The organism is Arthrobacter sp. GCM10027362, assembly GCF_042679445.1.
GTDB lineage: Bacteria > Actinomycetota > Actinomycetes > Actinomycetales > Micrococcaceae > Crystallibacter.
The window spans coordinates 1-25,495 of record NZ_JBHTML010000020.1 but is presented as its reverse complement, the minus strand read 5'-3'; the positions used below and the strand labels follow the sequence as shown (position 1 = coordinate 25,495).

Sequence of the window (25,495 nt, the reverse complement as noted above, 5' to 3'; positions counted from 1 at the left end):
GCGGTCCCGCTCCTGCATAGGATCGCTGCATTACGGCGGCTGCGGCGGGGGCTGCGCCGCCGGCGGAGCTTCACACCGGTTTCAGCCCGGCATCCTCATAGCGGTCCTGTTTCGGATTGGAACATGCCATGGACTCTGGAAATATTGCTTGGATTCTCGCCAGTTCCGCGCTTGTCTGCCTCATGGTCCCGGCGCTGGCCCTCTTCTACGGCGGGATGGTCGGCTCCCGGCGCATCCTGAACATGATGATGATGTGCATCGGCGGAGCCAGCCTGGTGGCGGTGCTGTGGGCACTGTTCGGCTATTCCGTCGCATTCGGCAATTCCGTGGCGGGGCTCGGACTCATCGGGAACGTCACCGAGTACATGGGCCTGACCCAGCTGCTCGCCGAGGACCCGGGCGCTTCCCTGCCGGGCGCACTGTTTGCCGCCTTCCAGCTGTTCTTCGCCTGCGTGACGACGGCGCTGGTGGCCGGCGCGGCGGCGGGACGGATGAAGTTCGGGGCCTGGATGCTGTTCGCGGGCCTGTGGGCGAGCCTGGTCTACTTCCCGGTGGCCCACTGGGTGTTCGCCTTCACCTCCGCCGACGGCTCGGTGGCGGGCGGCTGGATCGCCAGCGGCATCAAGGCCATCGACTTCGCCGGCGGCACCGCCGTGCACATCAACGCCGGCGTCGCGGCGCTGGCCCTGGCCCTGGTCCTCGGGCGCAGCACGGGGTGGCCGAAAACGCAGCACACCAAGCCGCACAGCAGGCCGCTGGTGCTGGTGGGGGCGGGCCTGCTGTGGGTGGGCTGGTTCGGCTTCAATGCCGGTTCCGCCCTCACGGCCGGGCACGCCGCCGCCGTCGTTTTCCTGAACACCGCGGTCGCCGCCGCGGCGGGGCTGCTGGCCTGGGCGCTGGTCGAACGGCTCCGGCTCGGGGCCGCCAGCAGCATGGGGGCAGCCTCCGGCCTGATCGCCGCCCTGGTGGCCATCACTCCTGCCTGCGGGGCCGTCAGCCCGCCCGGGGCCCTGGCCATCGGCGCCATCGCCGGTGCGGTGTGCTCGCTGGCGATTGAGTGGAAGTACCGGCTCGGCTTCGACGATTCCCTCGACGTCGTCGGCGTCCACCTGGTCGGCGGCCTGATCGGCACGCTCCTGATCGGGCTGTTCGCCACCGATGCCGCGCCCAACGGCGTCAGCGGGCTGTTCTACGGGGGCGGGTTCGGGCAGCTCGGGATCCAAGCGGTTGCCAGTGCGGCGGTCCTGGCCTACTCCTTCGCGATGACCTGGGTCATTGCCAAGGTCATCGACAAGGCCATGGGCCTGCGGATCGACCCGGCCGACGAACTGCGCGGGATCGACTTGGCGGCCCACGCCGAATTCGCCTACCTCAGCGACGAAGAGCCCGTGGACCTGGGCGCGCCCCGCCGGGCCTGAGGAGAACGGACGGGCCGGCACAGCAGAAGGGGCCGTGCGGATCGCACGGTCCCTTCGGTTTCTATCGCCTGCCGCTTGCCGGTGTCAGGATTCGACCTTCTTCTGTTCCTGCTGTCCGGCCGATCCCTCGACGGCTTCCTGCTTGCGCCCGGACATGATTTCGATCTTCCGCGGCTTGGTCGCCTCGCTGACCGGGATGGTCACGCTCAGCACGCCGTTGTCGTAGTGGGCGGAGATGTGCTCCACGTCGATGTCCTGGCCCAGGGTCAGCTGGCGCAGGAAGGAACCGCCTTCGCGTTCCCTCAGCAGCCACTTGGTGCCCTCGGCTTCCTTCATCGTCCGCTGGGCGCGGATGGTCAGCATCTGGCCGTCCACGTCGACGTCGACCGAACCCGGATCCACGCCCGGCAGGTCGGCGTTCAGGATGTAATGGTCGCCTTCACGGTACAGATCCATCGGCATCATACGAGGTCCTTCCCGTGTGCCGAGCAGGGCCCGCGACATGCGCTCCAGCTCCTGGAATGGATCAAACCTGGCCACCATGGTTACCAGCTCCTTTCTTCTGTTGTTCCCTAAAGTTGAGTCCTGTCCGCTCAACTATGGATATATTAGCTCGCTGTGCGCGGAAGCGGAAGAGGGTTTTAACCCCGAAATGGGATCCTGCTCCGGGCTTGGAACGGGAGCAGGATCCCATTTCGGGGAAGGGGGTAGGGGTGGGGGAGCCTCCCCCGGGCCCCTACCGCTTGAGGGTGAGGTCGATGATTTCCAGGATGTACGGGGCGACGATCTGCTGTGAGACGCGCAGGTCCGCCACGAAGGTGCCTTCCGCCCCGCTGTCGACCCATTCCGCGACGGTCTCCAGGTCTTCCAACGTCCGGATGACCGCCGAGCGTGCGCCGAAACCTTCGGCCAGCCTGGCGAAGTCCACCTGCTCGATCTGCATAATGCGCTCGTCGAGCCCCTGGGAGCCGTACTGGTGCACCTCGGCGCCGTAGCCGGCGTCGTTGAAGACCAGCACGATGGCGCTGCGGGCGGCCCTGACCAGCGTGTCCAGGTCCGGCAGTCCCATGAGCCCGCCGCCGTCGCCGGTAACCACCACCGTGGTCCGTTCCGGACGGGCGAGGGCCGCTCCGGCCGCGGAGGGCAGCCCCAGGCCGATGGACTGGAAGGTAGTGCCCACCAGTGCGATGCTGTCCGGTGACGGCAGGTCGAAGTACGTATTGGCCCAGCCGATGAAGTGCCCGCCGTCGGAGACCAGTTGGCGTTCCGCCGGCAGGATCTCGTTCAGCCGGCGCATGGTGCTGCGCGGGTCCAGCCGCCCATCCGGGGCGGCATCTTCGCCGGGCTCGCGGTCGAACTGCAGCAGTGAGCCGCGTGCCGCTTCGGCCGCGCCGTCCCAGGGAAGCCCCGGCAGACCCCCGGGTGCGGCTGCCGCGACCCCGGCGGCGATCGCCTGAACCGCCAGTGCCGCGTCGGCGTGGATAAAGAGGTCCACGCGGGGGTTCGTCGCCTGCCCGTTCACGTCGACCTGGATGAGGGTGGCCTCGGGCGAGAACGCATGCCCGAAGGAAGTGGTGAACTGGTTCAGCCCGGCCCCGACGGCCAGCACCACATCCGCGGCGCGGATCAATTCCGCGGACGCCTCGGAGGCGAAACCCCCGGCGACGCCCAGGTCGTATGCGCGCCCGGCAAAGGTTCCCCGGGCGGGTGCGCTGGCAGCGCTCAGCGCCCCCAGGGCATCGGCGAGTTCGGACAGTCCGGCCTCCGCTTCGCGGGCGCCCCGGCCGGCGAGGATCAGCGGACGCCGGGCAGCCAGCAGCGCCTCGACGGCCTGCCGGACCCGGTCTTCTGCCGGCGCCTGCGGAGCGGGAACGGGCGGCAGGACCAAAACGCCTTCGTCTGCGGCAGGGGAGGTGCCGACGTCGTAGGGGATGGCCAGCACGACGGCGGTGCGCCCGGCAAGCGCAAAATGCAGGGCGTCCAGCGTGGTACGGCCGGCATCGTCGGGGCCGACGGTAAAGGTGCGCACACCCAGGGCGGCGGCGATGGCGGACTGGTCCACATCCCACGGCCGGGGACCCGTAGTCGGGGCGTCGCCGACGACGAGGACCAGCGGCGTGCGGGCCTGGGCGGCTTCGGCCAACGAGGTGAGGGTATTGGTGTAGCCCGGACCGAAGGTGGTGGTGGCCGCGGCCATCCGACGGCAGACCCGGTAGTAGGAATCTGCGGAGGCGACCGTGGCGGTCTCGTGGCGCACGGCGGTCATCCGGATCCCGGTCCGGGCTAGGGCATCCACGAAATAGGCGTTGCCGTTGCCCATCAGGGCGAAGACGTGCTCGATGTGGGCGGCGATGGTTTCGGCGACGCGTTCGGAAACTGTTGTCATGTTCGTCTTTCGCTAGGGGAGGATAGGCGGCCTAGACGGCGCCGCCGTGGCGTTCGATGGCTTGGGCAGCCTTCCCGCGGACCAGGACGGCGTGGCGGAGCAGCGACTCCCGTGCGGCCGCGGCGTCGCGGCGGCTCAGCGCATCGGTCAGCTCGACCAGATGGGCGGTGTCCAGCCAGGTGCCCCATTCGTCGGCGGCCAGGGTCTCGCGCCACAGTCCGGTCAGGCCCATCTGCCGGTAGGCGCTGGTCAGTTGCGGCGACTGGGCCAGGGCGACGATGCGCTCATGGAAGTCCGAGGCCAGCTCGAGGAAGGCCGCCAGGCCGGCACCGTCGGCCGCGGAGGATCCGGCGGCTGCCGCCGCGAGCAGGGCGGTGGTTTCGCTCAGCCGGTCCACATCCTCGTCGGTGAGCCGGCCGAGGTGGGCATCGATCACGCCGACCTCGATGGCCGTCCTGGCATCAAAGAGGCTGGTTGCGAGTTCGATGGTGATCGGCGTGGGAGTGAACGAGCCGTCATCGGCGCGGACGGCCAGCCCCTCCGCGGAGAGCCGGATCAGGGCGTTGTGCACGTCCTCCGGATCCACGCCCAGGCCGGCGGCGGTGGCCTCGACATCGAGCGTTTCCCCGGGACGCGTGGTCCGGGTCAGTACCGCCTTGCGCACTGCCGCGTAGGCCGTGTTCTCCCGGATGCGCTCAAGGCGGCCGAACTTGCCGCGGAAGTAGGCCAGCGGCTCGCCGGGCCGGACGCCGGCCGAGACCACGCGGGCCAGGAAGACGGTGTGCGTGCCGCCGGCGGCGGTCTCCTCGACAACGCATTCAATGCTTGCCAACGCGCCGTCCAGCAGGGGGACGCCGTGCGGGGAGAACGAGTAGTCCACCTCCTCGTACTTGCTGCCCTTGGAGGAGGCGAAGTTCATGGCCAGCGCTTGTTGTCCGTCGGCCAGGATGTTCACGGCAAAGCGTCCAGACTCAAGGACGCCGCCGTGCGTGGAACTCTTGCGGTTGAGACAGACAAGCATCATGGGCGGATCCATGGACAGCGACGAGACGGCGGAGACGGTGCTGCCGTAGAGGTGCCCGCCGGCGGCCGCAGTGATGACCGTGACGCCGCTGGCGAAGTGCCCGACGACGTTCCGGAACGTCCCGTCGTCGACCTCGGCGTAAAGGTCCTGCTCCGCTTTCCCAATCATGTGCACATCGGTCCTTTCTGAAGTTTTCCGGGCATTTTTCTGTGTGTCCTGCGCCACTCCGTTGGCTGCCATATTAGGTCGAATCCGTAACCGTTCAATAGTGTTGTGATTTAAATAACAACACTATTGACCCAATTACGTAACTATCGTTAGATCGAACAGTCCAAACTTGTAGCGAACATCACAGCGCCGGAACATCGGTAGGGATTCACGCAGCGGGACTGCTCCGGTGGCCGAGAGAAAGGAGTGCGTCGTGGCGCACACATCCAACAAGCACATGGTGCTGAGCATCTTCATGATCACCGCCGGCTACCACTACGACAGCTGGACCATGCCGGGCAGCCGGGTGGAGGAGCTGGGCCGGCTGGACCTGGTCAAGGAAATGGCGCAGAAGGCCGAGGCGGCGAAGCTGGACATCATGTTCTTCGGGGACGTCTCTTCGGCCGGGCGCATCCCCGGTGCGGACCCCACCGTCTCCGGCCACTATGAGCCGTTCACCACGCTGGCCGCGCTCTCGCAGCACACCAGCAACATCGGCATGATCGCCACGGCCTCCACCAGCTTCTACGAGCCCTACAACCTGGCCCGCCTGATGGCCGGGCTGGACGAGATGAGCGGCGGCCGTGCCGGGTGGAACATGGTCACTTCCAGCGTTGGCCACGAGAACTTCGGCATCACCGAGGCAGGCAGCAGCGAGGAGCGCTACCGCAGGGCGACCGAGTTCGCGGACGTGGTTACGCGCCTGTGGGACAGCTGGGCCGATGACGCCATGGTCTGCGACCGCCAGGCCGGGATCTGGGCGGACCCGGAGCGGATCAGGCCGCTGCGCCACACCGGGGAGTTCTTCGACGTCCAGGGCCCGCTCAACATGCGCCGCCCGGTGCAGGGCCGTCCGGTCCTGGTCCAGGCCGGTTCCTCCGCGGCCGGCCTGGAGTTCGGTTCGCGTTTCGCCGACGCGATCTACACCACCCAGCCGGTGAAGGAAGACTCGATGGCCTTCTGCCGGCAGTTCAAGGGCCTCGTCGCCGGCCACGGCCGGAACCCGGACCACGTCAAGGTCATTCCCGGCATCGTCCCGATCCTCGGCGCGACCGAGAAGGAGGCCCAGGACGTGATGCGCAACCTGGGCGACCACGTCAACATGGCCAGCGGCCGCTACCTGATGGAGAACCGCCTCGAGATGAAGCTCGACGAGATCGACCTCGATGAGCGCATCCCGGCCAGCTACTGGCGCCGGGGACCGGTGAAGCAGTCCAGGAGCCGGTGGGAGGTCTTCCGCCACCTGTCCGAGGACAAGGGCTACACGCTGCGCGAGCTGATCCTTGAGCACTCCCGCGGCCACGGCCACCAGTGGGTCGCCGGCACGGCCTCGAAGGTCGCCGATGTGATGGTGGACTGGTTCGAGTCCGGGGCCTGCGACGGCTTCAACCTCAACGCCCCGTACATCATGGGCGGCTTCGACGCCATTTGCGACCTGCTCGTCCCCGAACTGCAGAACCGGGGCTACTTCCGCGAGGAGTACGAGCACAGCACGCTGCGCGGGAACCTGGGCCTCGAGCGCCCGGCCGCCTGGGACAAGCAGCCCGAGTCGGCGCTGCAGGCTTGATTCCGCATTACGGCACGAAAGGCAGCACATGAGCAACACCATCAGCTACATCTCGCCTGTGGGCATGCTCGGAGGCGGATTTACGGAGTCGTACTTCAACGACGCCGTGGCCCGGCACCGGGTCGACTTCATTGCGGTCGACTCCGGGTCCACCGACGGCGGAGCCAACAACCTCGGCGCCGACCTGCCCTTCAACTCGCGGGAGGCGATCAAGCGGGACCTGCGGATCCTGGTCCGCGCCGCCCGCCGGCACCGGATCCCACTTCTGGTCGGCTCCTGCGGAGGCTCCGGCGGCAACTACAACCTGGACTGGGTGCACCGGATCGTGCGGGAGATCGCCGGGGAAGACGGGCTGAGCTTCACCACGGCGCTCATCCCGGCCGAGGCCGACCGGGACGTGCTCGTGGAGAAGTATCGGGCGGGCAAGATCCGCGCCCTCAAGCACGCACCCCGGATCGACGAGTCGACGCTGCGCGATACCCGGGGCATCGTGGCGATGATGGGCGCCGAGCCCATTATCGCGGCGCTGGAAGGCGGCGCCGACGTCGTGCTGGCCGGCCGCTCAAGCGATGCCGCGCTGTTTGCCGCCGTCCCGCTCATGCGCGGGCTGCCGGCCGGGCTGGCCTGGCACGCGGCGAAGATCATGGAGTGCGGCGGGGCCGCGGTGGCGCAGATGACCAAGCCCGAGGGCATGGTCTGCACCCTGACCCAGGAGTGCTTCGAGCTCGAACCGGTCAGTCCCGAGCAGTCCTGCACCCCGATCAGCGTCGCCTCCCACGCGCTGTACGAAACGGCCAACCCGCTGGTGATGCTCGAACCGGGCGGCGCGATGCACCTGGAGGACGTCACCTACGAGGCCGTCGACGAGCGCCGGGTGCGCGTGCGGGGCAGCCGCTTCGAGGAACACGGCTACACCGTCAAGCTCGAGGGCGCGGCCCTGGTCGGCTATCGCTCCCAGGTCTTCGGCGGCATCACCGACCCGGTGATCCTGCGCGATTTTGAGGCGTGGTTCGAGCAGGCCAAGGACGGCGCGCTGCATGCGGTGGTGCGCACCTACGGCCAGGAAACCGTTGACAAGTGTTCCATCGCCTACCGTGTGTACGGGCGCAATGCCGTCATGCCGGCACGACCGGCAGGAGGCGGCAACGACCACGAGGTCGCGGTACTGCTGCTGGTGACGGCCCCAACCCAGGAGCTGGCCCACGCCATCGCCTACCAGGCCGGACACACCATGCACCATTTCCCGGTACCGCGCTGGCAAGGGCTGGTGTCCAACCTCGCGTTCCCGGTGACCCCGCACGTGACGGACCTCGGCCCCGCCTACAGCTTCGTGCTGAACCACGTGGTGGAGCTTGAAGATCCGCTGGAACTGTTCCGCATCGACTACTCAGCCGAATACCAGGAGGCCTAGGCCATGGCAGCACTTGGCGAGCTCGCGCAGCTGATCAGAAGCAAGAACGCGGGCCCGTGGACCCTGACGGTGGACATCATGTTCCCGGACGCGCAGACCTTCGAACACGTCGTCGCCAGCGGCGCGGTCACCCCAGCCGCGGTGGGGCCCCTGCTCGGCGTCGACCCGGGTCTGATCGAGATGTTCAACTACGCGCCGGCCAACGCGATCAAGTTCAGCTTCCCGCGCCAGTACCCCAACGGGCATCCCGAGGACACCGATGCCTTCGGCGGGCAGCAGTTTGCCCCGCTGGTGGACTTGGAAATCCCATCCCCGAACGCCGAGCCGCAGCAGACCGCAGCGGCCGGAGCCCTGCGTTAGCCCAGTTCCCTTCAGTGAAAGGTTTGCAGCGATGAACATCCCGATGAAGCGAAAGTTCACACGGCCGGCGCGTCTCGGGCTGGTGGCGCTCGCCGCCGCGGCCGCGGTGGCCCTGTCCGGCTGCTCCGGCGGCTCCACGGCCTCCGAGGCCGGCACCACCCATATCACGGTCGGTGCCCCGACCTCCGTCTTCTCGGTGCCGGTCCGCTACGGCATCGAGTCCGGGATCTTTGAAAAGGCCGGCCTGGATGTCGAGGTAGTCGATATCAAGTCCACCAGCGACGGCGCCGCCCTGCTGGCCAACGGCGAGATCCAATTCTCACAGGCCGATGTGCACAACACCATCCTCGCCCGTTCCCAGGGGACGGATCTGGCCATCGCGGCGCCTATGGCCGTGACGGCCACTGAACCTCCGGCCGACGGCATCGGCTTCGGCAACCTCCTGGTCTTGGAGGACTCCGGCCTGTCCTCGCCGAAGCAGCTGGAGGGCAGGAAAATCGGGACCAACACGATCGGCGGGACCGCGTACCTGGACTTCGTCCAGAAACTGAAGTCCGAGGGGGTGGAGATGGACAAGGTGGAATGGATCCAGGTTCCCGGTCCGCAGTTGGTGTCCGCGCTGAGGCAGGGGCAGGTTGACGCCATCACCGTCGCCGAGCCCAACGGCACCATCGCGCTGCAGCAGGGCGGGGTCAAGGTCCTCGACAATGCCGATGACGCCATGAAGGGCGCACCCAACTTCGGCTACGCCAGCTCCCTGAAGTGGCTGCAGGAGAATGCCGACACCGCGAAGAAGTTCCAGGCGGCCGTCCTGGAGGCCAACAAGGCCATTAACGCCGACCGCGCCAAGGCCGAGGAAACCATCGCCGGCTACATGGACCTGGATGCCGAAGTCGTGAAGAACGTGCGGCTGCCCCACTATGCCGAGGAGCCCTTCACCCCGGCGGCGGTCCAGCCCGTGGCCGACCGGCTGGTGGAGTTCGGCGTCCTGGCCAAGGACAAGATGCCGTCCCTCGACGATGTGGTCTGGGCCCAGTAGTGGCGGGGTACCGGATGCCGGTCCGTCGCAGAAGGAGTGACTGTGACATCACAGCTTGAATCCCGGGCCCAGGCTCCGGCCACCGCGGTGGCTCGGCAGCCTGGGACGCGGCACCGCCGCGCCGCAGGCACGCCGGGCGGCCGGTGGCAGATGCGCCTGCTGCAGGTGGCCGCCGTCGTCGGCTTCTTCGCCCTCTGGGAGCTGTTTGCGCTGACCCCCACGGCGGCCAAAGCCGATATGCCGGGCGCGCTGGAGTCCATCGGCCGGCTCGGCGAACTGGTGCTGACGGGCAAGTACTGGGCGGCGCTGGCGTCCACCACCGGTTCCTGGGCGGTGGCACTGGCCGCCTCAATCGTGATCGGCGTGCCGGCCGGGCTGGCCATCGGGCGCAGCCGCAGGATCCTCGACAGCACCAAGTGGAGCATCGACTTCCTGCGGACCATCCCGTCGGTCGCCTTCATTCCGCTGGCGCTGCTGCTGATGGGCCGGACGCAGGCCATGGTGATCGTCGTCGCGGTCATTCCGGCGGTCTGGCCGCTGGTCATCCAGGCCATCTACGCCGGCCAGCAGGCCGATCCGGTGCTCGGCCGCGTGGCCCGGTCCTTCCGGCTGACCGTGGCGGACAGGATCAGGTACGTGCTGGCACCGGATGTCCTCGCCTTCGTCTGGCCCGGCCTGCGCCTGGCCACCACCGCGGCCCTGCTGGTCACGGTCAGTGCCGAACTGATCGGCGGCAGCAAAGGGATCGGCAGCGAAATCATGAACGCGCAGATCTACAACCGCTCGGCCACGCTGTACGCCTGGGTGCTGACCGCCTGCTTCCTGGGCCTGTTGATCAATGCGGTCCTGGCGGTGCTGCAGCGGAAGCTGCTGTGGTGGCACCCGTCGATGAGAGGAAAGCAGCGATGAAACCAACCCGCAAGCTCTGGGCCCGGACCGGGGCCGGCCTGGCCTGGCACCTGTGGCTGCCGGTCCTGCTGGTGGCAGTTTCGCTGGTCCTCAGCCAGCAGTTCGCCTCGCACTACTTCCCGCCGCTGCAGACCATCGCCGAACAGACCTGGGCCATCTGGTTCCACGGCGGCGGCCTGGCGGAGAACCTGCTGCCCAGCCTGCTCCGGCTGCTGGCCGGCTTCGGCGCCGCCGTGGTGGCGGGCGTGCTGCTGGGCACGCTGCTGGGCCTGATGCCCCGCACCGAGGAAGCTCTCCGGCCCCTGACCGACGCGTTCCGGGCGATTCCCGGAGCGGCGCTGCTGCCGATCGCGCTGATGTTCTTCGGCACCGGCGAAGCCATGAAGATCGTGCTGGTCGCCTTCATCTCCATGTGGCCGATCATGCTCAACACCATCGAAGGCGTGCGTTCGGTGAATCCGACCCTCGGGCAGGTCATGGAGTCATTCCAGCTGCGGCGGCTGGACCGCTTCTGGCACATCTACCTGCCGGCCGCCGCGCCCCAGGTGTTTGCCGGGGCACGGACCGCCCTGGCCATCGGGGTGGCGGTGATGGTCGTCGTCGAAATGTTCGGCACCCCCGGCGGCCTGGGGTACTTCATCCGGCACGCCCAGGAAAACTTCCAAGTGGTGGCCATGTGGACCGGCATGCTGGTGCTGGGCGTCTTCGGCTACCTGCTCAACGCACTGTTCCGCAGCTTTGAGAAGCGGATTCTGAACTGGCACCATGCCATGGTTGCCCATACCCAAGGAGCCTCCTCATGACCGACACGACCAGCAACCAGGCGGCCCCGGCACCGCTGCTGCGGATGGACAACCTGGGCTTCTCCTATGGCGAGAAGGAGATCCTGCGCGGGCTGAATGCGGAAATCGGAACCGGCGAACTGGTCTGCATCGTCGGCCCGTCCGGGGCCGGCAAGACCACCCTGCTGCAGTGCCTTTCCGGCCTGCGTCCGGCCACCACCGGCGCGGTACGGTTCCGCGGCCGCCCGATCACCGGGCCGCCGGCGGAGATGGCGGTGGTCTTCCAGGACTACTCCCATTCGCTGATGCCGTGGCTGAGCGCGCTGGACAACGTGGCCCTGCCGCTGAAATCCGCTGGGCTGGGCAAGAAGGAGCGGCGGCAACGCGCACTGGAGGCCCTGGAGGAGGTGGGGCTGGCCGGCTCGGAGCAGAAGTACCCCTGGCAGCTCTCCGGCGGCATGCAGCAGCGCGTGGCCATCGCCCGCGCCCTGGCCTACCGTCCCGCGGTCATTGTGATGGACGAGCCCTTCGCCTCCGTGGACGCCCAGACCCGCGCGGACCTGGAGGACCTGACCCTGCGGGTGCGCGAGCACCTGGACATCACCGTCCTGCTGGTCACCCACGACATCGACGAGGCCGTGTATCTCTCGGACCGGGTGATGGTGCTGGCCGGCAAGCCCACCACCGTGGCGGACATGATCACGGTCGACCTGGGCCGCGAGCGGGACCAGATCGAGACGAAGGCCGACCCGCGCTTTGCCGGGCTGCGCTCGCGGGTCTACCGGCTCATCCGCCGGCCCGACACCGCCGACGCCGCCCTGGCCGCTTCGCGCCGCTGACCACCCGCCGACCCGCACACCATGAAAGGCATGGGCATGACCACATCCGCGCCAACCGGGACGGCCGCCGCCGTTACCGCCGCCCTGGCAGAATTCGCCGCCGGGCTCAGCTGGGAACAGATCCCGGAGCCGGTGCGCGAACGGGCCGTGCTGCTCGTGACGGACACCCTGGCCAGCATCGTCGGCGCGCAGACGCTGGATTCCACCCTCACCCTCGCGGCGGGGCTGGAGGCTGCGGGACTGCTGGGAGGCACCGCCAGGGTCCCCGGCCGGGCCGGCAGCTGCTCGCCGTACGCGGCCGCGCTGCTGTCCGGAGCCGCCGCGCACAGCCTGGATTTCGACGACACGCACGCCCCCGCGCAGCTGCACCCCGGTGCCCCGGTGATCGCCGCTGCCCTGGCGGCGGCGCAAAGCGTGGACGCGGACGAGCGGCAGCTGATCACCGGCGTGATCGCCGGCTACGAGACGATGACCCGGATCTCCTACGGCCTGGATCCGGACGCCCACGCCCGGCGGGGCTTCCACCTGACCGCCACCACCGGCGTCTTCGGCGCCGCGGCGGCCGCCGGAGCTATCCTCGGGCTGACCCCAGCACAGCTGGAGCACGCCTGGGGCACCTGCCTGAGCCTGGCCGCCGGCTCCGGCCAGTTCCTGGTCAACGGGGCCTGGACCAAGCGCTTCCACGTGGGCGCGGCCGCCGCGTCCGGCTACCTGGCGGCCGAACTGGCCGCCAAGGGGTTCACCGGCGCGGCCGCGGCGCTGGAGGGGCGGGACGGGTTCTACAACCTCTACTCGCCCAGCCCCCGGCCGGCGGACGCACTGCAGGGGCTCGGCGAGGTCTGGGAAACGCTGGCGGTGGGACTCAAGCCCTACCCGTGCTGCCGGGCGATCCATGCCCCGCTCGACGCGGTGTTCGAACTGCTGGACCGGGGCGGATTCACGGCCGGGGACATCGAGCACGTGCTCGTCGGCATGCCCGAGCGGTGCGTGGCGATTACCGGCCAGCCGCAGGAGCGCAAGCGCGATCCGCGCAACGTGGTGGACTGCCAGTTCTCCGTGCACCTGTGCCTCGCACTGGCGCTGACCCGGGGACGGATCACGTTTGCTGACTACCCGGATGCCCTGGAGGATGCCGGTCTCCGTGAGCTCATGGGCCGGATCGACGCCGTCGTCGACGCCGAGGCCGACGCGGAGTACCCGCAGGTCTTCCCGGGCCGGATCCGGATTACCCTGCGGGACGGACGCGTGCTCAGCCACTATGTCCGGGTTCCCCTCGGAGAACCGGAGAACATGCTCCCGACGTCCCGGCTGCGGGAGAAGTTCACGGGACTGGCGGCCGGGATCCTTGGCGGCGCGGGAGCCGGCGCACTGTTCGACCACGTCGGCGAACTGGGCAGGCAGCCGCGGCCCGTTACCGCACTCCTGGAGCGCAGCATCCCGGAGCCGATACTATTGGAACAGAATTGAATAATTTCGAATTTGAGCATTACACATGAGGAAGGGAGCCGTCATGGCGATCGCACGGGCGGGCAAACGGCGCAACAAGCTGGCCCCGTCGCTGCTCGCCGATGACATCACGTTCCTCATCGCGAAGGCACGCAGCATGGCGACGGCGATGGCGAACCAGCGGCTGAACCGCTACGACCTTGATTTGAGGATGTATTCGGTGCTCTCGGTAGTCAAGCACGGAGACGGGCCGTCCCAGCGCGAGCTGGCGGACTTCCTGGTGCTCGATGCCCGCCAGGTCATGTACGTTATCGACGCCTTGGAGTCCCGGGCGCTGGTGGAGCGCACCACCGACCCGGCCGACCGGCGCTCGAACATTATCCGCGCGACCGAGAAAGGCCTTGATGTTGTCGAGAAGGCCGAACATATCGTGCGCCAGGTCGAAGACGAGTATCTCGCGGTCCTGGACCCCGACCAGGTGCAGAATCTGAGGACCCTGCTCAACCGGGTGGTCAACCCACCCACGGGACTTGACGAGGACTAAGCCACTTCACACCGAAATGGGGTCCTGCTGCGCATATCCTGCAGCAGGACCCCATTTCGCGGGATGAGGAAGGTGCTTCCGCAGGGCCGGCCGGCCCGCCCGGCCTTCGGGCTGCCTGTGGCGAAAAAGCGTGGACCGGCGGCCCTGCGGAAAGTTGTGGAAGGTTCTAGGCGGCGATCAGTTCCTCCTCGGTGACCTTCTCGCGCAGGAAGCGCTCGTAGGCCGGGAGGGTCAGGAAGGCCGGGAACTCCTGGCCCAGGGCGACCTCCTCGAAGATCTCGCGGGCGTCGTCGAAGCGGTCCCCGTCAAAGCGCGGCATCCTGGCGAACTCCTCCTCGAGCAGCTCGCGCACCCAGTGGTCCGAGACGATCTCGCCGTGGTCGGTCACCGCGCGCACATGGATCCACTGCCAGATCTGCGAGCGGGAGATTTCCGCGGTGGCGGCGTCCTCCATCAGGTTGTTCAGGGCCGCGGCGCCGTGGCCGCGCAGCCAGGACTCGATGTACTGGATGCCCACCCACAGGTTGGTGCGGATGCCGGCCTCGGTGATCGAACCCTGCGTGCCGGCAATGTTGAGCAGTTCCCTGTCGTCCGGGGTGACGTCCTCGCGGGTGCGGTCCACCTGGTTCGGGCGGCCCTTCAGCACGCCGTCGAACACCTCGCGGGCCACCGGCACCAGGTCCGGGTGCGCCACCCAGGAGCCGTCGAAGCCGTCGTTGGCCTCGCGGGTCTTGTCCGCGCGCACCTGCTCGAACGCCCGGGCGTTGATTTCGGGGTCCCGGCGGTTGGGGATGAAGGCGGCCATCCCGCCGATGGCCAGCGCGCCGCGGCGGTGGCAGGCCCGGACCAGTTGCTCGGTGTAGGAGCGCATGAACGGGGCGGTCATGGTCACCTGGGTGCGGTCCGGCAGCACGAACCGGGGCCCGCGGTTCCGGAAGTTCTTGATCACCGAGAAGATGTAGTCCCAGCGCCCGGCATTCAGGCCCGCGGCGTGCTCGCGCAGCTCGTAGAGGATCTCCTCCATCTCGAACGCGGCGGTGATGGTCTCGATCAGCACGGTGGCCCGGATGGTGCCCTGCGGGATGCCCAGGAGGTCCTGGGCCAGGATGAAGACGTCGTTCCACAGCCGGGCCTCGAGGTGGCTCTCGATCTTGGGCAGGTAGAAGTACGGTCCGCGGCCCTGCGAGATCAGCCGCTGGGCGTTGTGGAAGAAGTACAGCCCGAAGTCCACGATCCCGCCGGCCACCGGCTCGCCCTTGATCAGCATGTGCTTCTCGGGCAGGTGCCAGCCGCGCGGGCGGACCACAATGGTGGGCAGGTCCGTGAGCTTCTCGCCGCGGACCTTGTATTCCTTGCCGGCGTCGGTGGTGAAGTCGATCTGCCGGTCCAGCGCGTCGCGCAGGTTCAGCTGCCCGTTGATGACGTTGGCCCAGGACGGGGTGGAGGAGTCCTCCATGTCCGCCAGCCAGACCTTGGCCCCGGAGTTCAGCGCGTTGATGGTCATCTTCCTATCCACCGGCCCGGTGATCTCCACCCGGCGGTCCTCCAGCCCCGGGGCAATGGGGGCGACCTGCCAGGAGGAGTCCTCACGGATGTGGCGGGTCTCCTCCAGGAACTTCGGGTCCTCGCCGCGGGCAATCCGGCGGCGCCGCTCCTCGCGCAGCTGCAGCAGCTCCCGCCGCCGCTCACTCGTGGCCCGGTGCAGCTGCGCCACGAACTCCAGCGCCTGCGGGGTCAGGATCTCCTCCTGCCGCCGCACCGGCGTCGCCGTCAGTTCAATACCGTTCAAAGTAATCGGGTCATTCATCGGAATCACTCCAAAATCAAGGTGACCTTTCGAAGCTGCGCCAGGACGACGCCGTCGAAAGGTGAGCTGGGAAGGGAGCCGGAGCGGGGCGGCCGGAAGGGCCCTTTAATGCTTCCGGCGAGCTCTGCGAGCCGGAAGTTTCGTTGGGCCCGTGGCCGCCCCGCGCAGGCGGTGGCGACAAGCGCCGTCGTACTAGTGGAACTGGCCTTCTTCGGTGGATCCCACCAGGGCCAGGGTCGACGCATTCGGGTTCAGCGCCGTGGAGATGGTGTCGAAGTAGCCGGTGCCCACTTCGCGCTGGTGCTTGGTGGCGGTGTAGCCGCGGTCCTCGGCGCCGAATTCGCGCTCCTGCAGCTCGACGTAGGCGCTCATGCCTTCCCGGGCGTAGCCGTGGGCCAGGTCGAACATCGAGTAGTTCAGGGCGTGGAAGCCGGCCAGGGTGATGAACTGGAAGGTGAAGCCCATGGCCCCGAGTTCGCGCTGGAACTTGGCGATTGTGTCGTCGTCCAGGTGCTTCTTCCAGTTGAAGGACGGGGAGCAGTTGTAGGAGAGCATCTGGTCCGGGAACTCGGCCTTGACCGCCTCGGCGAACTTGCGGGCCAGCTGAAGGTCCGGGGTGCCGGTCTCCATCCAGATCAGGTCCGAGTACGGCGCGTAGGCCTTGGCCCGGGCGATGCACGGTTCGATCCCGTTGCGGACCTTGTAGAAGCCCTCCGGGGTGCGTTCGCCGGTGATGAACTCCTGGTCCCGCTCGTCCACGTCCGAGGTGATCAGGGTGGCGGCCTCGGCGTCGGTCCGGGCGATGATCACGCTCGGGGTGCCGGCGACGTCGGCGGCCAGCCGGGCCGCGTTCAGCGTCCGGATGTGCTGCTGGGTCGGGATGAGCACCTTGCCGCCGAGGTGGCCGCACTTCTTCTCGGAGGCGAGCTGGTCCTCCCAGTGCACGCCGGAGGCGCCGGCGGCAATCATGGACTTCATCAGCTCGTAGGCGTTCAGCGGGCCGCCGAAGCCGGCCTCGGCGTCGGCCACGATCGGCACCAGCCAGTCCTCGACGGTCTGGATGCCCTCGGAGTATTCGATCTGGTCCGCGCGCAGCAGCGCGTTGTTGATCCGGCGGACCACCTGCGGGACCGAGTTGGCCGGGTAGAGGGACTGGTCCGGGTAGGTGTGGCCGGAGAGGTTCGCGTCCGCGGCCACCTGCCAGCCGGAGAGGTAGATGGCGCGCAGGCCGGCCTTGACCTGCTGCACCGCCTGATTGCCGGTGAGGGCGCCGAGGGCGTTGGTGTACTGGCCCGTCTTGGCTTCCTCGGTCAGCTGCTGCCACAGCTTTTCCGAACCGCGCTTGGCGAGGGTGTGCTCTTCCTGGACGCGGCCGCGGAGGCGGACGACGTCGGCTGCGCTGTAGTCGCGGGTGACGCCCTCCCAGCGGGGATCGGCAGCCCACGCGAGCTCCAGGGCCTTGGCAGCTTCCTCAGCGGTCTGCGGGCGGGGCTCAAAGGTTGCGCTCATTGCTGTTCTCCTTGGCTCTCCGGGCCGGTCCGGCCTCCGTCGGCCGTTCCGTTGGTACCCGGTTTTTCTTCGTGAAAACGACTATTCCTTAGGTTGCAAGAGGCTATCTAGAGGAAAATGCTGGAAAGAAACGCGTTTCTTCGCGTATCCTGCAGAAATGACTTCCACCAGCTGGACCCGCCCCCGGAAAGCGTCCGCCGCCGAGCTCGACGACGCCGGAGCCGACGCCGTCGACGTCATCAGCCTCGGCCGCCGCGTGAGGCACCTGCGCAAGGCGCAGGGCAAGACGCTCGACGACGTCAGCGCCGCGGTCGGCACCGCGCCGAGCCAGCTCTCGCTGATCGAAAACGGCAAGCGCGAACCCAAGCTGGGCATGATCCAGAAGCTGGCCAAGGCCCTGGGCGTGAGCATCGACGAACTGCTCGGCGCCGAGCCGCCCAGCCGCCGCGCCGCCCTGGAGATCGAGCTCGAACGCGCCCAGCGCGGGCCGCTGTATGAGTCCCTCGGACTGCCCAAGGTCCGCATCAGCTCAAGGCTGCCGCTGGACGTGCTCGAGTCCCTGGTGGGGCTGCAGCACGAGCTCGAGCGCCGGCTGGACGAGCAGGCCGCCACCCCCGAGGAGGCCCGCCGCGCCAACACCGAGCTGCGCGCCGAAATGCGGGCCCGGAACAACCACTACGAGGACATCGAGGCCGAGGCCCAGAAGCTGCTCGCCGCCGTCGGCTTCAAGGGCGGCCCGCTGTCCCACCACGTGGCCGCGGACATCGCCGAGCACCTCGGCTTCAGCCTGCAGTACGTGGGGGACCTGCCGCATTCCACCCGGTCCGTGACCGATTTGAAGAACCGCCGAATTTACCTCACCCAGGGCCACCGCGCCGAGCACGACCCCCGCTCCGTGCTGCTGCAGGCCGTGGGACACTACGTGCTCGGGCACCAGGCGCCGGCGGACTACATGGAATTCCTGCGCCAGCGCGTGAACACCAACTACTTCGCCGCCGCCCTGCTCATGCCCGAACACGCCACGGTGGACTTCCTACAGAAGGCCAAGGCCGCCAAGGAACTGGCCATCGAGGATCTGCGCGACGCGTTCGCGGTTTCATATGAAACCGCCGCGCACCGGTTCACCAACCTGGCCACCCACCACCTGGGCATCCGCTGCCACTTCCAGAAGGTCCACGAATCCGGGATCATCCACAAGGCCTATGAGAACGACGGCGTGAACTTCCCCGCCGACCACACCGGCGCCATCGAGGGCCAGCCCATCTGCCGGTACTGGACCAGCCGCGCCGTGTTCGACGTGCCGGACAAGTTCCGGGCCTTCAACCAATACACCGACACCGCCGTGGGCACCTTCTGGTGCACCGCCCGGACCGAGCGGCACTCCTCCGGCGAGTACTCGCTCAGCATTGGCGTACCCTACACGGACGTGAAGTGGTTCCGCGGCCGGGACACCACCGAGCGCTCCAAGTCCCGGTGCCCGGATGAGTCCTGCTGCCGGCGGCCGCCGGAGACGCTGGCGGGGGAGTGGGCTGGGTACGCCTGGCCCGCCGCCCGGGCGAACACGCACCTGCTCGCCGCCCTGCCGCCCGGGGCATTCCCGGGAGTGGACGAGACTGAGGTGTACTCGTTTTTGCAGGCGCACGCGGGGCGGTAAGCAGCCCCGCGAAGGGACTTCTGCAGGTCCTAGTGCCTTGTGGCCCTCGCGGCGTTACTTGACATATGCGCTGTTATCGGCGTTGGAGCGTCGGCCCCTTACCACCGGGGAGGGCAAGAGGGGAGGCGGGCGCCCGGCAGCTGGTGCCCGCCTCCCGATGGGAGCCTGGCTACTCAGTGACGGTGACGGTCTGGCGCAGGGTCTTCGTCTTTTCCTTGGAGTAGATCCGCTTCTCGATGGTTTCGGCCTTTTTCAGGGTCCGGTAGACCTTGCGCTCGAGCGGGTACACGTTCGTGGTGAACTTGCCGCCGATGATGGGCCGGATGCGCGGTTGGGAGGGGAAGGAGTCGCCCCAGAGGTTTTCTCCGGCAACACCGTAGTAGATGTTGTCGTCGGTGTACGGGAAGTAGCCGGCCCGTGCCTTGTACACCCCGTCGAACTTGCCGGTGCAGGAGAGGAACATCAACTCGATCTCGAAGCCGTTCATCCAGTGGGTTTCCACGTCCGAGACCTTGCAGTTCATGCGGACCAGCTTCGATCCGTCCGAGACCAGCTGCTTCGTGCCGGCCTTGAGGCGGATCTTCTTCGTGGTCCAGGTCTTGTACTTGGCGTAGGTGGTGACGGTGTACTTGCCCGGCTCCAGGCTGGCCTGCTTCACCTTGTACGCAAGGGTCTTCCCACCCTGGCTGACGGTCAGCTTCTTGGAGGTGATCTTGGCGTTCCCGTAGGCCTTCACCGAGGGCTTGATGGTGGCTTCGTAATCGTCCCCGGCGCTGATGTTCTTGATCTTGCTGATGGTGACCTTGGGCGTGGATTTCGCGGCCGGGACGGCGACCGGGGTTGCCCCGGCCGGGAGTGCGCCGGCGGCCACCAGCCCGGCGGACAGGACGGCGGCGGCAAGCGCCGTGGACAGCTTCTTCAGCATGGTTGGTCTTTCTCTCAAAGGTGCGATGCGGGTGGGTGAAGCGACGGCTGCGGCGCCCTTCTCGAAGGCTAATAACGGCAAGGGCGAAGGCTAATCCGGAAAGGTACTAGGACGGTCCGACAACCCGGACCGACTCCTTCACGGCTTGTGGTCGGGTCAGGGTCCGGCGGCGCGGGCCGGGACGGTGATCGTGAACTGCGGGGCCACGGAGATGAAGTTGTTCGCCATGATGTTGCCGCTGGCATCAGAGACTTCCCAGTAGCAGTCCTTCACCCCGGTCGCCTTGGGAGGCCTAGCAGGTGCTGGCCGAACTAGGTCGTCGCCGCCCCTCTGGTCGCTACCGTGGTGGGCTTCAGGGTTGCTGCCTCCGGGCTGTCCCCGTCCGGGCCGGCCTGCTGCCGACGAAGAACTGTCAAACAACAGGCTGGGCCAGACAGGATTGGTGAACTAGTTGCCCGTGTCGAGATAGCTTCGCACGGTGGCCCGCAGGGCCTCGGTGTGCTCGAAGATCTCCTCGAGCGAGTTGATGGGTACCCGGGTTTCGGCCTTGTTCTCGTCGAACAGGCCGAGGTATTTCTGGGTCCGGTTGAAGTGCAGGCGGGCGATGGGTTTGCGGTTGTTGTCATCGAGCAGGACGGCGAAGTAGCTCTTGGCGTCGCGCTGGGCCACCCGGGAGGGCTTGACCTCGCTGCAGACAATAGCGCGGACGATCTGGTAACCCTCCAGTTCCTCCAGGGTGGTTTCGATGCCGTCGGCCTCTTCCAGATCCTTCTCCACCACGGGCTCGCTGGTGACGGCGGCGGCCACGGCGGTCTCGTCGCTCTGCGGGTAGGCCGGACCGCCGAGGGCGGTCTTCAGGCGCTCGTTCACCTGGTCGTTGAGGAACTGCTTGGTCGCCTTGGTGACCAGGGTCGTGAACTGCTCGCGCACCCGCTGGGTGAACGCACCCTCGTAGACGCGGGAGGTGAAGAACTTGACCCACTCGTCCTCGGGCTCCCGGAACTGGGCGGCGAGGGTGCGCTTGATCTGGCCGATGTACTTCAGTTCCCCGGCGGCGCTGATGATCGAGTCGAGGTCGAACACGTCCTTGGACAGCTTCTGCAGCTCCGGGATCAGCGTCTCGTCGATATCGTTCAGGTCCAGGACCAGGAACGGTTTGGCGTCCATGCGGTTGGGGGCATCGAGGTCGGTGAAGAACTGGTAGATCTCGCCGTTGGTCAGGATCGCGATCCGCGCGTTGGTGACGGCGAAGTACCGGAACAGCTGCGAGGCGTGTTCGATCCTAACGGGTTCCTTGGATTTCTTGCACTCGATCAGGATCTGGACCTCGCCGTTGTGCATGATGGCGTAGTCCACCTTCTCGCCCTTCTTGACCCCGACGTCGGCGGTGAATTCCGGCACAACCTCCAGAGGGTTGAACACGTCATAGCCGAGGATGGTCGAGATGAACGGCATGACGAACGCGTTCTTTGTCGCCTCCTCGGTTTCGATCGAGGCCCGCTGCTGGCGCACCTTTGCGGCCAGTGCCATCAGTCGTTCCGTGAACTCCATTGTTTCCCCCATTCAAAGCGTGGTTATACGCGTAACCATATCGGTCGTCCGCCCTGGATCGAGGCATAAAAGACAGGTGAAGCGAAAGAAGTTCCTCATGGGTTATGTGCCCGAGGTGAAACCCCGATCCTCTGTAAGGAGCCCGTCCACGTTGATGACGGGTGGTCGCGGCAGTCAGTGGCCATCACCTTTGTTGTCATGGGTTCCCTGAATGCCTCGCCGGAGGCCAAACTGAAAGGCCGGAAGGGAGGTCCCTCCCGGCCTTTCAGTTTTTGAGTCAGTCGACGGTGTAGTTGAGGCAGAAGGCTTTGAAGTCATCCATCAGTTTTTTGGATTCCTCTTCACTGGCGGCAAGGCCGCTTCCATCGAATGCGGGCATGATGGCGGCTGCCAGGTTTTTTCACCGGGTCGTAGGCGTCCGTTGACAGGTCGGTGAGGATTGACTTGAGGTCCTCGTAGTTGTCGGCGCTGGGCGTGACCTCGGTCAGCAGTCGGGCCATCATCCCGCATTCGGCCGTGGCCTTGTTCTTGTCGATGTCTTCCGCGGCCGCCGGAGCAGACCCGGCGCATCCGGTCATGGCCAGCGGCATGGCGGCGGCAGCCAACAGCAGAATGTAGCGCAGGTTTTTCATGATTCCCCCCGGTGGCAGGTGCTTGACGCCTCACTGGACCGGCCGAGTCGGACTGTCCCGCCTCCGGGAGTTTTGTGGCGCCCAGTACGTGCGCCGGCTGCCTCCTCGAATACGCAAAGGCACCGGGGAGTCCGTCCCGGTACCGAACAGGTTCTTCTGCTGCGCCTCTCCGGGCTGCCTAACGGACCTCGTCCCGGGGGCCGATAGTCCTTTCCGGCCCGACCACGACCAAACCCTAGGGGAGTAATGACCGAGACGCCCGATGACATCAAGCCTGCCGGACCCGAAGACCCGGGCAATCCGCCGGCGGGACCGGAGACGGACGAGGTGGCGCCGAGGAAAAGTGCGGCCGGTATGGCCCTCATGATCGTCGGGCCCATCCTGGCGGCCATCGGCATCATCATGGGCAACGTGAAGGTCGGGGAGCTGTGCGGCACCGTCTTCTCCGGCAAGCACAGCGCTGCAGAACTCTTTGACACGATGGTCGCCTTCGGATCCTCCGAGGAGGTCTGCCAGGAGCAGGCAGCCGCCCAGGGGTTCTGGGTGTGGGGACTCATCGGCGCCGGTGTGCTGGTCTTTCTGGTCGGAGTCATCGTTCGCAGTATCACCAACCGGCCGGTGGCTGCCTCCGTCCAGGCGGCCCCGGCCCCCACGGCCGCCTCCCAGATGGAGGACCTGGCCAGGCTCAGGGACTCCGGCCTGATCAGCGAGGAGGAGTTCGAGACCAAGCGCCGGGAACTGCTCCACCGACTGTAGCCGGCACCCTCAACGGCCCCGCATCCCATGGGTGCGGGACCCCTGAGCAATCGAATGACGGCTGCCGGTGAGCAACCAGTGCCGGGAAGCCGTCATCGGCGCTTACATACCGTGGAGCCGTGCCTGGACTTCAGAGAGGCGAGAAGCATCATGTCCGAATTCCGACGGCGCGGCCACTGGCGCCGCGGACGAGACGGCAAGCAGCACTGGGTGAGCGAGCACACGGTGAACCGAACGTCGTCCTCACCGCGGTGGAGCGCTCCGGCACCCCAGGCGCGCCCCTCGTTCCGTGTCACGGACACGAGGCCCACCTACAACCCGCCCCTGAGCATCTTCGACTTCACCCGGCCGAGCCCGGACCGCCCCGCCGACTGGGCCAAGCTTTCCCGTATCCGCAACGCCCGGTGCCCGGTGTGTGGCCAGGCCGTGTACTTCTATGCCAACGAGCTCGGCAGCAAAGTGTACTTCGACGACCTCGGACCGCCCTGGCCGAAGCACCCCTGCACCGACGTTCGTAACAGTGGTACGTCCGGTGCCGGCGGTGTCCGGGAACCGCGCGGATCCTCGGCGCCGTTCTCAGGGACGCCCGCGACCGTGACCGCGAACCTTGCGCCCGCGCCAACGCCGCCATCGCCTCGCCAGAACGAGGCGGGGGTCGTCCCAGGGGCGGCTGTGTCCCCTTCGCCGGCTGCGAATGAATGGACCATGACCTTCGACTGCTCCGTTGGGCGGCTGTGGGAGGCATGGTCCTCCCGCGATGCTCTCGCCCGGTGGTTCCATCCTCCCGGGTCATCCACGCCGGGCGAGGGCATCTCACTGGATCTGCAACGCGGTGGAAGCCTGCGTTACACGCTCTTGGACGCGCGGGCGGGAACCAGGGATCGCCTGGTTTGTGCCTTCCGCGCTGTCGAGCCCGGGGAGCATCTGATCTTCAAGTGGGGTCCCGCGGCTCAGGAGTCTAACTTGACCGTCGCGGTCCGCGTCGCATTCGTCGCAGAATCCGGCGGGGGCTCCTCCCTGCGGATTCGGGTGACTGACCTGAGCGTGTACCGGGACTCCCGCGTGCTTGCACATTGGAAGGATACGTTCGACAACCTGAGGAGCTTCGTCGAGTCTCCATTGCCGTCAATTGTTCAGCCCGACGTGTCCCACCCTGGCAAGACTGCACAAGCCCAACCGCTCGATCGAAGCGAGATGGAGAAACGACCGGACAACGCGGCACGGACCAAGCAAACTCCGCATCCTGTCGTCTCACCGCCAACGGCTCCACCCGTTCCACTGCAGAGGGTCGAATCCGAGCAACAGGGCTGGTTGGTGCGGTTTCGCCGTTTCTGGACCGGCAGGTAGGGGGAGAGCCGACATCCGGTCGCTCCCGGGGATGACGTCGGAACGTTGCCTGCCGGTTGTTCTCCGGCAGGCAACATCTCCAAGAGGCCCTAACATATGCGCCGTTACCGGCGTACGTAGCCTGATCGCTGGAAGCCGAGGGAGACCTGGCAATCCCATATCCTGTTCCGCATAATGCCGTGACTCATCGTTGCTGTTCTGAGGCGGCCGCGGCCGCGGCTTCCGGGGTGAGTTCTTCAACAATCCCGTGCCCGTATTTGCGCCAGCGGATCTTAGCAGGATCAGTGAACTCGATGGCTGCTTGAGTTCTAAGCCATTCAAGTGCCTTGGCATCGTCGCCGTCGAACCAACCGACACCTAAAACTTTCCACACCAGAGTGCTTCTCGAGTCGAATTCCGGCGCCTGCAGTCTGTCGGCTCTGATATTGAACCCTTCTAAGGGCTGAGGCACGATGAGCCTGACATCGGTGTAGAGACCTTTTCCACCGTTGCCCTGCACTGCAGAGTGAGTTTTCCGTCCTGGGGGCTGACTTGCCCGTGAAGTTTCGGTGCATGCTCTGCAATTGTCACGAAATCGACAGCGTGAGCCCACTTTTCCCGCTCGTCCTTGGCACGCTGGGTCATTGCTGCTTTGGCCGCCTGCGCTGCGGCTTCCTTCGCTTTCTTGCCCTCTTCGTGCTGTTCCTCTTGGATGCTTACGCTGCGACCCTGCATGTGGACGGTGATGATGGCGCCAATGAAGCCGAACGAAGTGACGACGACTCCAGCCCATTCTGCCCAGTTGCCCCATACAGGTTCCATGGGGGCGGAATCATGTGACAGGGCGATGAGAAGGACAATGATCAAGGCTAGGAAAACAAGACAGGTCCCTGCCAGCCAGTATTCGAGACTTGATCTCCTCGCTATCCAGGACTTCTTCTTCATTTCAGAGTCATTCACAAGCCAAGTTTGCCCTAGAGAACCCTTACGCGCCCAAGAGAGACACATGTGTACCCTGCGGGGTAGCCCCAGATCACCCAAGTTCAAGAGTGGAAAGGTTCAGCGGGCTAACCACAGCGCTGCTTGTAGTCTTCTAGCGGTAGAAAGCATAAAGGCCCGGCCGGGTTCACCGGCCGGGCCTTTCCCGTTCGCAGGTCTCGTAGATTCAGTTATTGGCGGTCGCGCAGGTGGGTGCTGAAATCGTCGAGGTGTCGGGCTACCTGATTTTCGAACTGATAATGCGTGAAGTGCAGCTCCTGAGTGAGCTCAAGCCGGATGGGCTCCTGTGCAACTCCTGCCAGAATCACCTCCGCATGAGTCGGATAAGGGACTGCCCCGGGTTTGGTTGACTCTCGGGGTTGATGGTTTTCATGCGGCTCGAAGGCCGGTTTGTATTGTCTCAA

The 25,495-nt window shown here is 66.7% G+C and carries 24 protein-coding genes; 13 read left to right on the top strand and 11 right to left on the bottom strand.

The genetic code is table 11. The features are described 5' to 3' along the window. Window positions 1–128 precede the first annotated feature (128 nt). The gene (locus tag ACFQ36_RS05605) at window positions 129–1,418 is read left to right on the top strand and encodes an ammonium transporter (RefSeq protein ID WP_377011468.1); all 1,290 of its coding nucleotides are present in this window, start codon (window positions 129–131) and stop codon (window positions 1,416–1,418) included. Window positions 1,419–1,502: 84 nt separating this feature from the next. On the opposite strand, the gene ACFQ36_RS05600 is transcribed toward ACFQ36_RS05605, so the two are convergent. From ACFQ36_RS05600 to ACFQ36_RS05590, 3 genes are all read right to left on the bottom strand, one after another. Continuing rightward, a complete protein-coding gene (locus tag ACFQ36_RS05600; RefSeq protein ID WP_377011485.1) occupies window positions 1,503–1,958 on the bottom strand; it encodes an Hsp20/alpha crystallin family protein in 456 nt (151 codons plus the stop codon). 196 nt (window positions 1,959–2,154) lie between these two features. Continuing rightward, window positions 2,155–3,804, bottom strand: a complete 1,650-nt coding sequence (locus tag ACFQ36_RS05595) for a thiamine pyrophosphate-binding protein (protein WP_377011466.1) — start codon at window positions 3,802–3,804, stop codon at window positions 2,155–2,157. 31 nt (window positions 3,805–3,835) lie between these two features. Then, the gene (locus ACFQ36_RS05590) at window positions 3,836–4,996 is read right to left on the bottom strand and encodes a flavin reductase (RefSeq protein ID WP_377011464.1); all 1,161 of its coding nucleotides are present in this window, start codon (window positions 4,994–4,996) and stop codon (window positions 3,836–3,838) included. 253 nt (window positions 4,997–5,249) lie between these two features. Here ACFQ36_RS05590 and ACFQ36_RS05585 point away from each other — a divergent pair, with 253 nt between their 5' ends. The 9 genes from ACFQ36_RS05585 to ACFQ36_RS05545 are packed head-to-tail and all read left to right on the top strand — an operon-like array spanning window position 5,250 to window position 13,932. Further along, the gene (locus ACFQ36_RS05585; RefSeq protein ID WP_377011462.1) at window positions 5,250–6,602 is read left to right on the top strand and encodes an NtaA/DmoA family FMN-dependent monooxygenase; all 1,353 of its coding nucleotides are present in this window, start codon (window positions 5,250–5,252) and stop codon (window positions 6,600–6,602) included. Window positions 6,603–6,630: 28 nt separating this feature from the next. Continuing rightward, on the top strand, window positions 6,631–8,013 hold the full coding sequence (locus ACFQ36_RS05580) for an acyclic terpene utilization AtuA family protein (protein WP_377011460.1): 1,383 nt from the start codon (window positions 6,631–6,633) through the stop codon (window positions 8,011–8,013). Window positions 8,014–8,016: 3 nt separating this feature from the next. Further along, window positions 8,017–8,373 (top strand): DUF4387 domain-containing protein, encoded by a 357-nt coding sequence (locus tag ACFQ36_RS05575; RefSeq protein ID WP_377011458.1) that lies wholly within the window; start codon window positions 8,017–8,019, stop codon window positions 8,371–8,373. Between the two features lie 31 nt (window positions 8,374–8,404). Then, window positions 8,405–9,412 (top strand): ABC transporter substrate-binding protein, encoded by a 1,008-nt coding sequence (locus ACFQ36_RS05570; RefSeq protein ID WP_377011456.1) that lies wholly within the window; start codon window positions 8,405–8,407, stop codon window positions 9,410–9,412. Between the two features lie 42 nt (window positions 9,413–9,454). Further along, window positions 9,455–10,321 (top strand): ABC transporter permease, encoded by an 867-nt coding sequence (locus ACFQ36_RS05565; protein WP_377011454.1) that lies wholly within the window; start codon window positions 9,455–9,457, stop codon window positions 10,319–10,321. Further along, a complete protein-coding gene (locus ACFQ36_RS05560) occupies window positions 10,318–11,124 on the top strand; it encodes an ABC transporter permease (RefSeq protein WP_377011452.1) in 807 nt (268 codons plus the stop codon). Before ACFQ36_RS05565 ends, ACFQ36_RS05560 begins: the two co-directional genes overlap by 4 nt. Next, a complete protein-coding gene (locus ACFQ36_RS05555; RefSeq protein ID WP_377011450.1) occupies window positions 11,121–11,942 on the top strand; it encodes an ABC transporter ATP-binding protein in 822 nt (273 codons plus the stop codon). Before ACFQ36_RS05560 ends, ACFQ36_RS05555 begins: the two co-directional genes overlap by 4 nt. Window positions 11,943–11,978: 36 nt before the next feature. After that, complete coding sequence (locus ACFQ36_RS05550; RefSeq protein WP_377011448.1) at window positions 11,979–13,409, top strand: MmgE/PrpD family protein; 1,431 nt, start codon at window positions 11,979–11,981, stop codon at window positions 13,407–13,409. Between the two features lie 43 nt (window positions 13,410–13,452). Continuing rightward, on the top strand, window positions 13,453–13,932 hold the full coding sequence (locus tag ACFQ36_RS05545; protein WP_377011446.1) for a MarR family winged helix-turn-helix transcriptional regulator: 480 nt from the start codon (window positions 13,453–13,455) through the stop codon (window positions 13,930–13,932). Between the two features lie 166 nt (window positions 13,933–14,098). Here ACFQ36_RS05545 and aceB read toward each other — a convergent pair whose 3' ends face one another. Further along, window positions 14,099–15,739, bottom strand: a complete 1,641-nt coding sequence (aceB, locus tag ACFQ36_RS05540) for a malate synthase A (RefSeq protein ID WP_377011444.1) — start codon at window positions 15,737–15,739, stop codon at window positions 14,099–14,101. 192 nt (window positions 15,740–15,931) lie between these two features. Continuing rightward, window positions 15,932–17,248: an isocitrate lyase gene (gene aceA, locus ACFQ36_RS05535; RefSeq protein WP_377011442.1), complete on the bottom strand. Its 1,317-nt coding sequence runs from the start codon at window positions 17,246–17,248 to the stop codon at window positions 15,932–15,934. Window positions 17,249–17,405: 157 nt separating this feature from the next. On the opposite strand from aceA, the gene ACFQ36_RS05530 reads away from it, so the two are divergent. Further along, window positions 17,406–18,902 (top strand): helix-turn-helix domain-containing protein, encoded by a 1,497-nt coding sequence (locus ACFQ36_RS05530; RefSeq protein WP_377011440.1) that lies wholly within the window; start codon window positions 17,406–17,408, stop codon window positions 18,900–18,902. A 169-nt stretch (window positions 18,903–19,071) separates the two neighbouring features. On the opposite strand, the gene ACFQ36_RS05525 is transcribed toward ACFQ36_RS05530, so the two are convergent. The 3 genes from ACFQ36_RS05525 to ACFQ36_RS05515 form a co-directional block, all read right to left on the bottom strand. Then, window positions 19,072–19,827, bottom strand: coding sequence for a hypothetical protein (locus tag ACFQ36_RS05525; protein ID WP_377011438.1), 756 nt, complete (start codon window positions 19,825–19,827; stop codon window positions 19,072–19,074). A gap of 447 nt (window positions 19,828–20,274) precedes the next feature. Then, window positions 20,275–21,378 carry a type I restriction endonuclease gene (locus tag ACFQ36_RS05520; protein WP_377011437.1) on the bottom strand — a complete coding sequence of 368 codons (1,104 nt, stop codon included), beginning with the start codon at window positions 21,376–21,378 and terminating at the stop codon, window positions 20,275–20,277. A 341-nt stretch (window positions 21,379–21,719) separates the two neighbouring features. After that, window positions 21,720–22,010, bottom strand: coding sequence for a hypothetical protein (locus tag ACFQ36_RS05515; protein ID WP_377011435.1), 291 nt, complete (start codon window positions 22,008–22,010; stop codon window positions 21,720–21,722). Window positions 22,011–22,256: 246 nt separating this feature from the next. Between ACFQ36_RS05515 and ACFQ36_RS05510 the strand changes: the two genes are divergently transcribed. Beyond that, window positions 22,257–22,766 carry an SHOCT domain-containing protein gene (locus ACFQ36_RS05510; RefSeq protein ID WP_377011434.1) on the top strand — a complete coding sequence of 170 codons (510 nt, stop codon included), beginning with the start codon at window positions 22,257–22,259 and terminating at the stop codon, window positions 22,764–22,766. A 27-nt stretch (window positions 22,767–22,793) separates the two neighbouring features. Then, window positions 22,794–24,113 (top strand): SRPBCC domain-containing protein, encoded by a 1,320-nt coding sequence (locus ACFQ36_RS05505; protein WP_377011432.1) that lies wholly within the window; start codon window positions 22,794–22,796, stop codon window positions 24,111–24,113. Between the two features lie 184 nt (window positions 24,114–24,297). On the opposite strand, the gene ACFQ36_RS05500 is transcribed toward ACFQ36_RS05505, so the two are convergent. The 3 genes from ACFQ36_RS05500 to ACFQ36_RS05490 all read right to left on the bottom strand — a co-directional run. Continuing rightward, entirely contained in the window at window positions 24,298–24,486 is a 189-nt protein-coding gene (locus ACFQ36_RS05500; RefSeq protein WP_377011430.1) for a hypothetical protein, read from the bottom strand. Window positions 24,487–24,548: 62 nt separating this feature from the next. Further along, complete coding sequence (locus ACFQ36_RS05495; protein ID WP_377011428.1) at window positions 24,549–25,037, bottom strand: hypothetical protein; 489 nt, start codon at window positions 25,035–25,037, stop codon at window positions 24,549–24,551. 224 nt (window positions 25,038–25,261) lie between these two features. Further along, the coding region (locus ACFQ36_RS05490; RefSeq protein WP_377011427.1) for a hypothetical protein at window positions 25,262–25,495 on the bottom strand (234 nt) is incomplete at its 5' end.

Coding starts and splice junctions, on each gene's coding strand:
- ACFQ36_RS05605 (WP_377011468.1), top strand. CDS start 129: ATGGACTCTGGAAATATTGCTTGGATTCTCGCCAGTTCCGCGCTTGTC.
- ACFQ36_RS05595 (WP_377011466.1), bottom strand. CDS start 3,804: ATGACAACAGTTTCCGAACGCGTCGCCGAAACCATCGCCGCCCACATC.
- ACFQ36_RS05590 (WP_377011464.1), bottom strand. CDS start 4,996: ATGATTGGGAAAGCGGAGCAGGACCTTTACGCCGAGGTCGACGACGGG.
- ACFQ36_RS05580 (WP_377011460.1), top strand. CDS start 6,631: ATGAGCAACACCATCAGCTACATCTCGCCTGTGGGCATGCTCGGAGGC.
- ACFQ36_RS05575 (WP_377011458.1), top strand. CDS start 8,017: ATGGCAGCACTTGGCGAGCTCGCGCAGCTGATCAGAAGCAAGAACGCG.
- ACFQ36_RS05570 (WP_377011456.1), top strand. CDS start 8,405: ATGAACATCCCGATGAAGCGAAAGTTCACACGGCCGGCGCGTCTCGGG.
- ACFQ36_RS05560 (WP_377011452.1), top strand. CDS start 10,318: ATGAAACCAACCCGCAAGCTCTGGGCCCGGACCGGGGCCGGCCTGGCC.
- ACFQ36_RS05555 (WP_377011450.1), top strand. CDS start 11,121: ATGACCGACACGACCAGCAACCAGGCGGCCCCGGCACCGCTGCTGCGG.
- ACFQ36_RS05550 (WP_377011448.1), top strand. CDS start 11,979: ATGACCACATCCGCGCCAACCGGGACGGCCGCCGCCGTTACCGCCGCC.
- ACFQ36_RS05545 (WP_377011446.1), top strand. CDS start 13,453: ATGGCGATCGCACGGGCGGGCAAACGGCGCAACAAGCTGGCCCCGTCG.
- aceB (WP_377011444.1), bottom strand. CDS start 15,739: ATGAATGACCCGATTACTTTGAACGGTATTGAACTGACGGCGACGCCG.
- aceA (WP_377011442.1), bottom strand. CDS start 17,248: ATGAGCGCAACCTTTGAGCCCCGCCCGCAGACCGCTGAGGAAGCTGCC.
- ACFQ36_RS05530 (WP_377011440.1), top strand. CDS start 17,406: ATGACTTCCACCAGCTGGACCCGCCCCCGGAAAGCGTCCGCCGCCGAG.
- ACFQ36_RS05525 (WP_377011438.1), bottom strand. CDS start 19,827: ATGCTGAAGAAGCTGTCCACGGCGCTTGCCGCCGCCGTCCTGTCCGCC.
- ACFQ36_RS05520 (WP_377011437.1), bottom strand. CDS start 21,378: ATGGAGTTCACGGAACGACTGATGGCACTGGCCGCAAAGGTGCGCCAG.
- ACFQ36_RS05515 (WP_377011435.1), bottom strand. CDS start 22,010: ATGAAAAACCTGCGCTACATTCTGCTGTTGGCTGCCGCCGCCATGCCG.
- ACFQ36_RS05510 (WP_377011434.1), top strand. CDS start 22,257: ATGACCGAGACGCCCGATGACATCAAGCCTGCCGGACCCGAAGACCCG.
- ACFQ36_RS05505 (WP_377011432.1), top strand. CDS start 22,794: ATGGGTGCGGGACCCCTGAGCAATCGAATGACGGCTGCCGGTGAGCAA.
- ACFQ36_RS05495 (WP_377011428.1), bottom strand. CDS start 25,037: ATGAAGAAGAAGTCCTGGATAGCGAGGAGATCAAGTCTCGAATACTGG.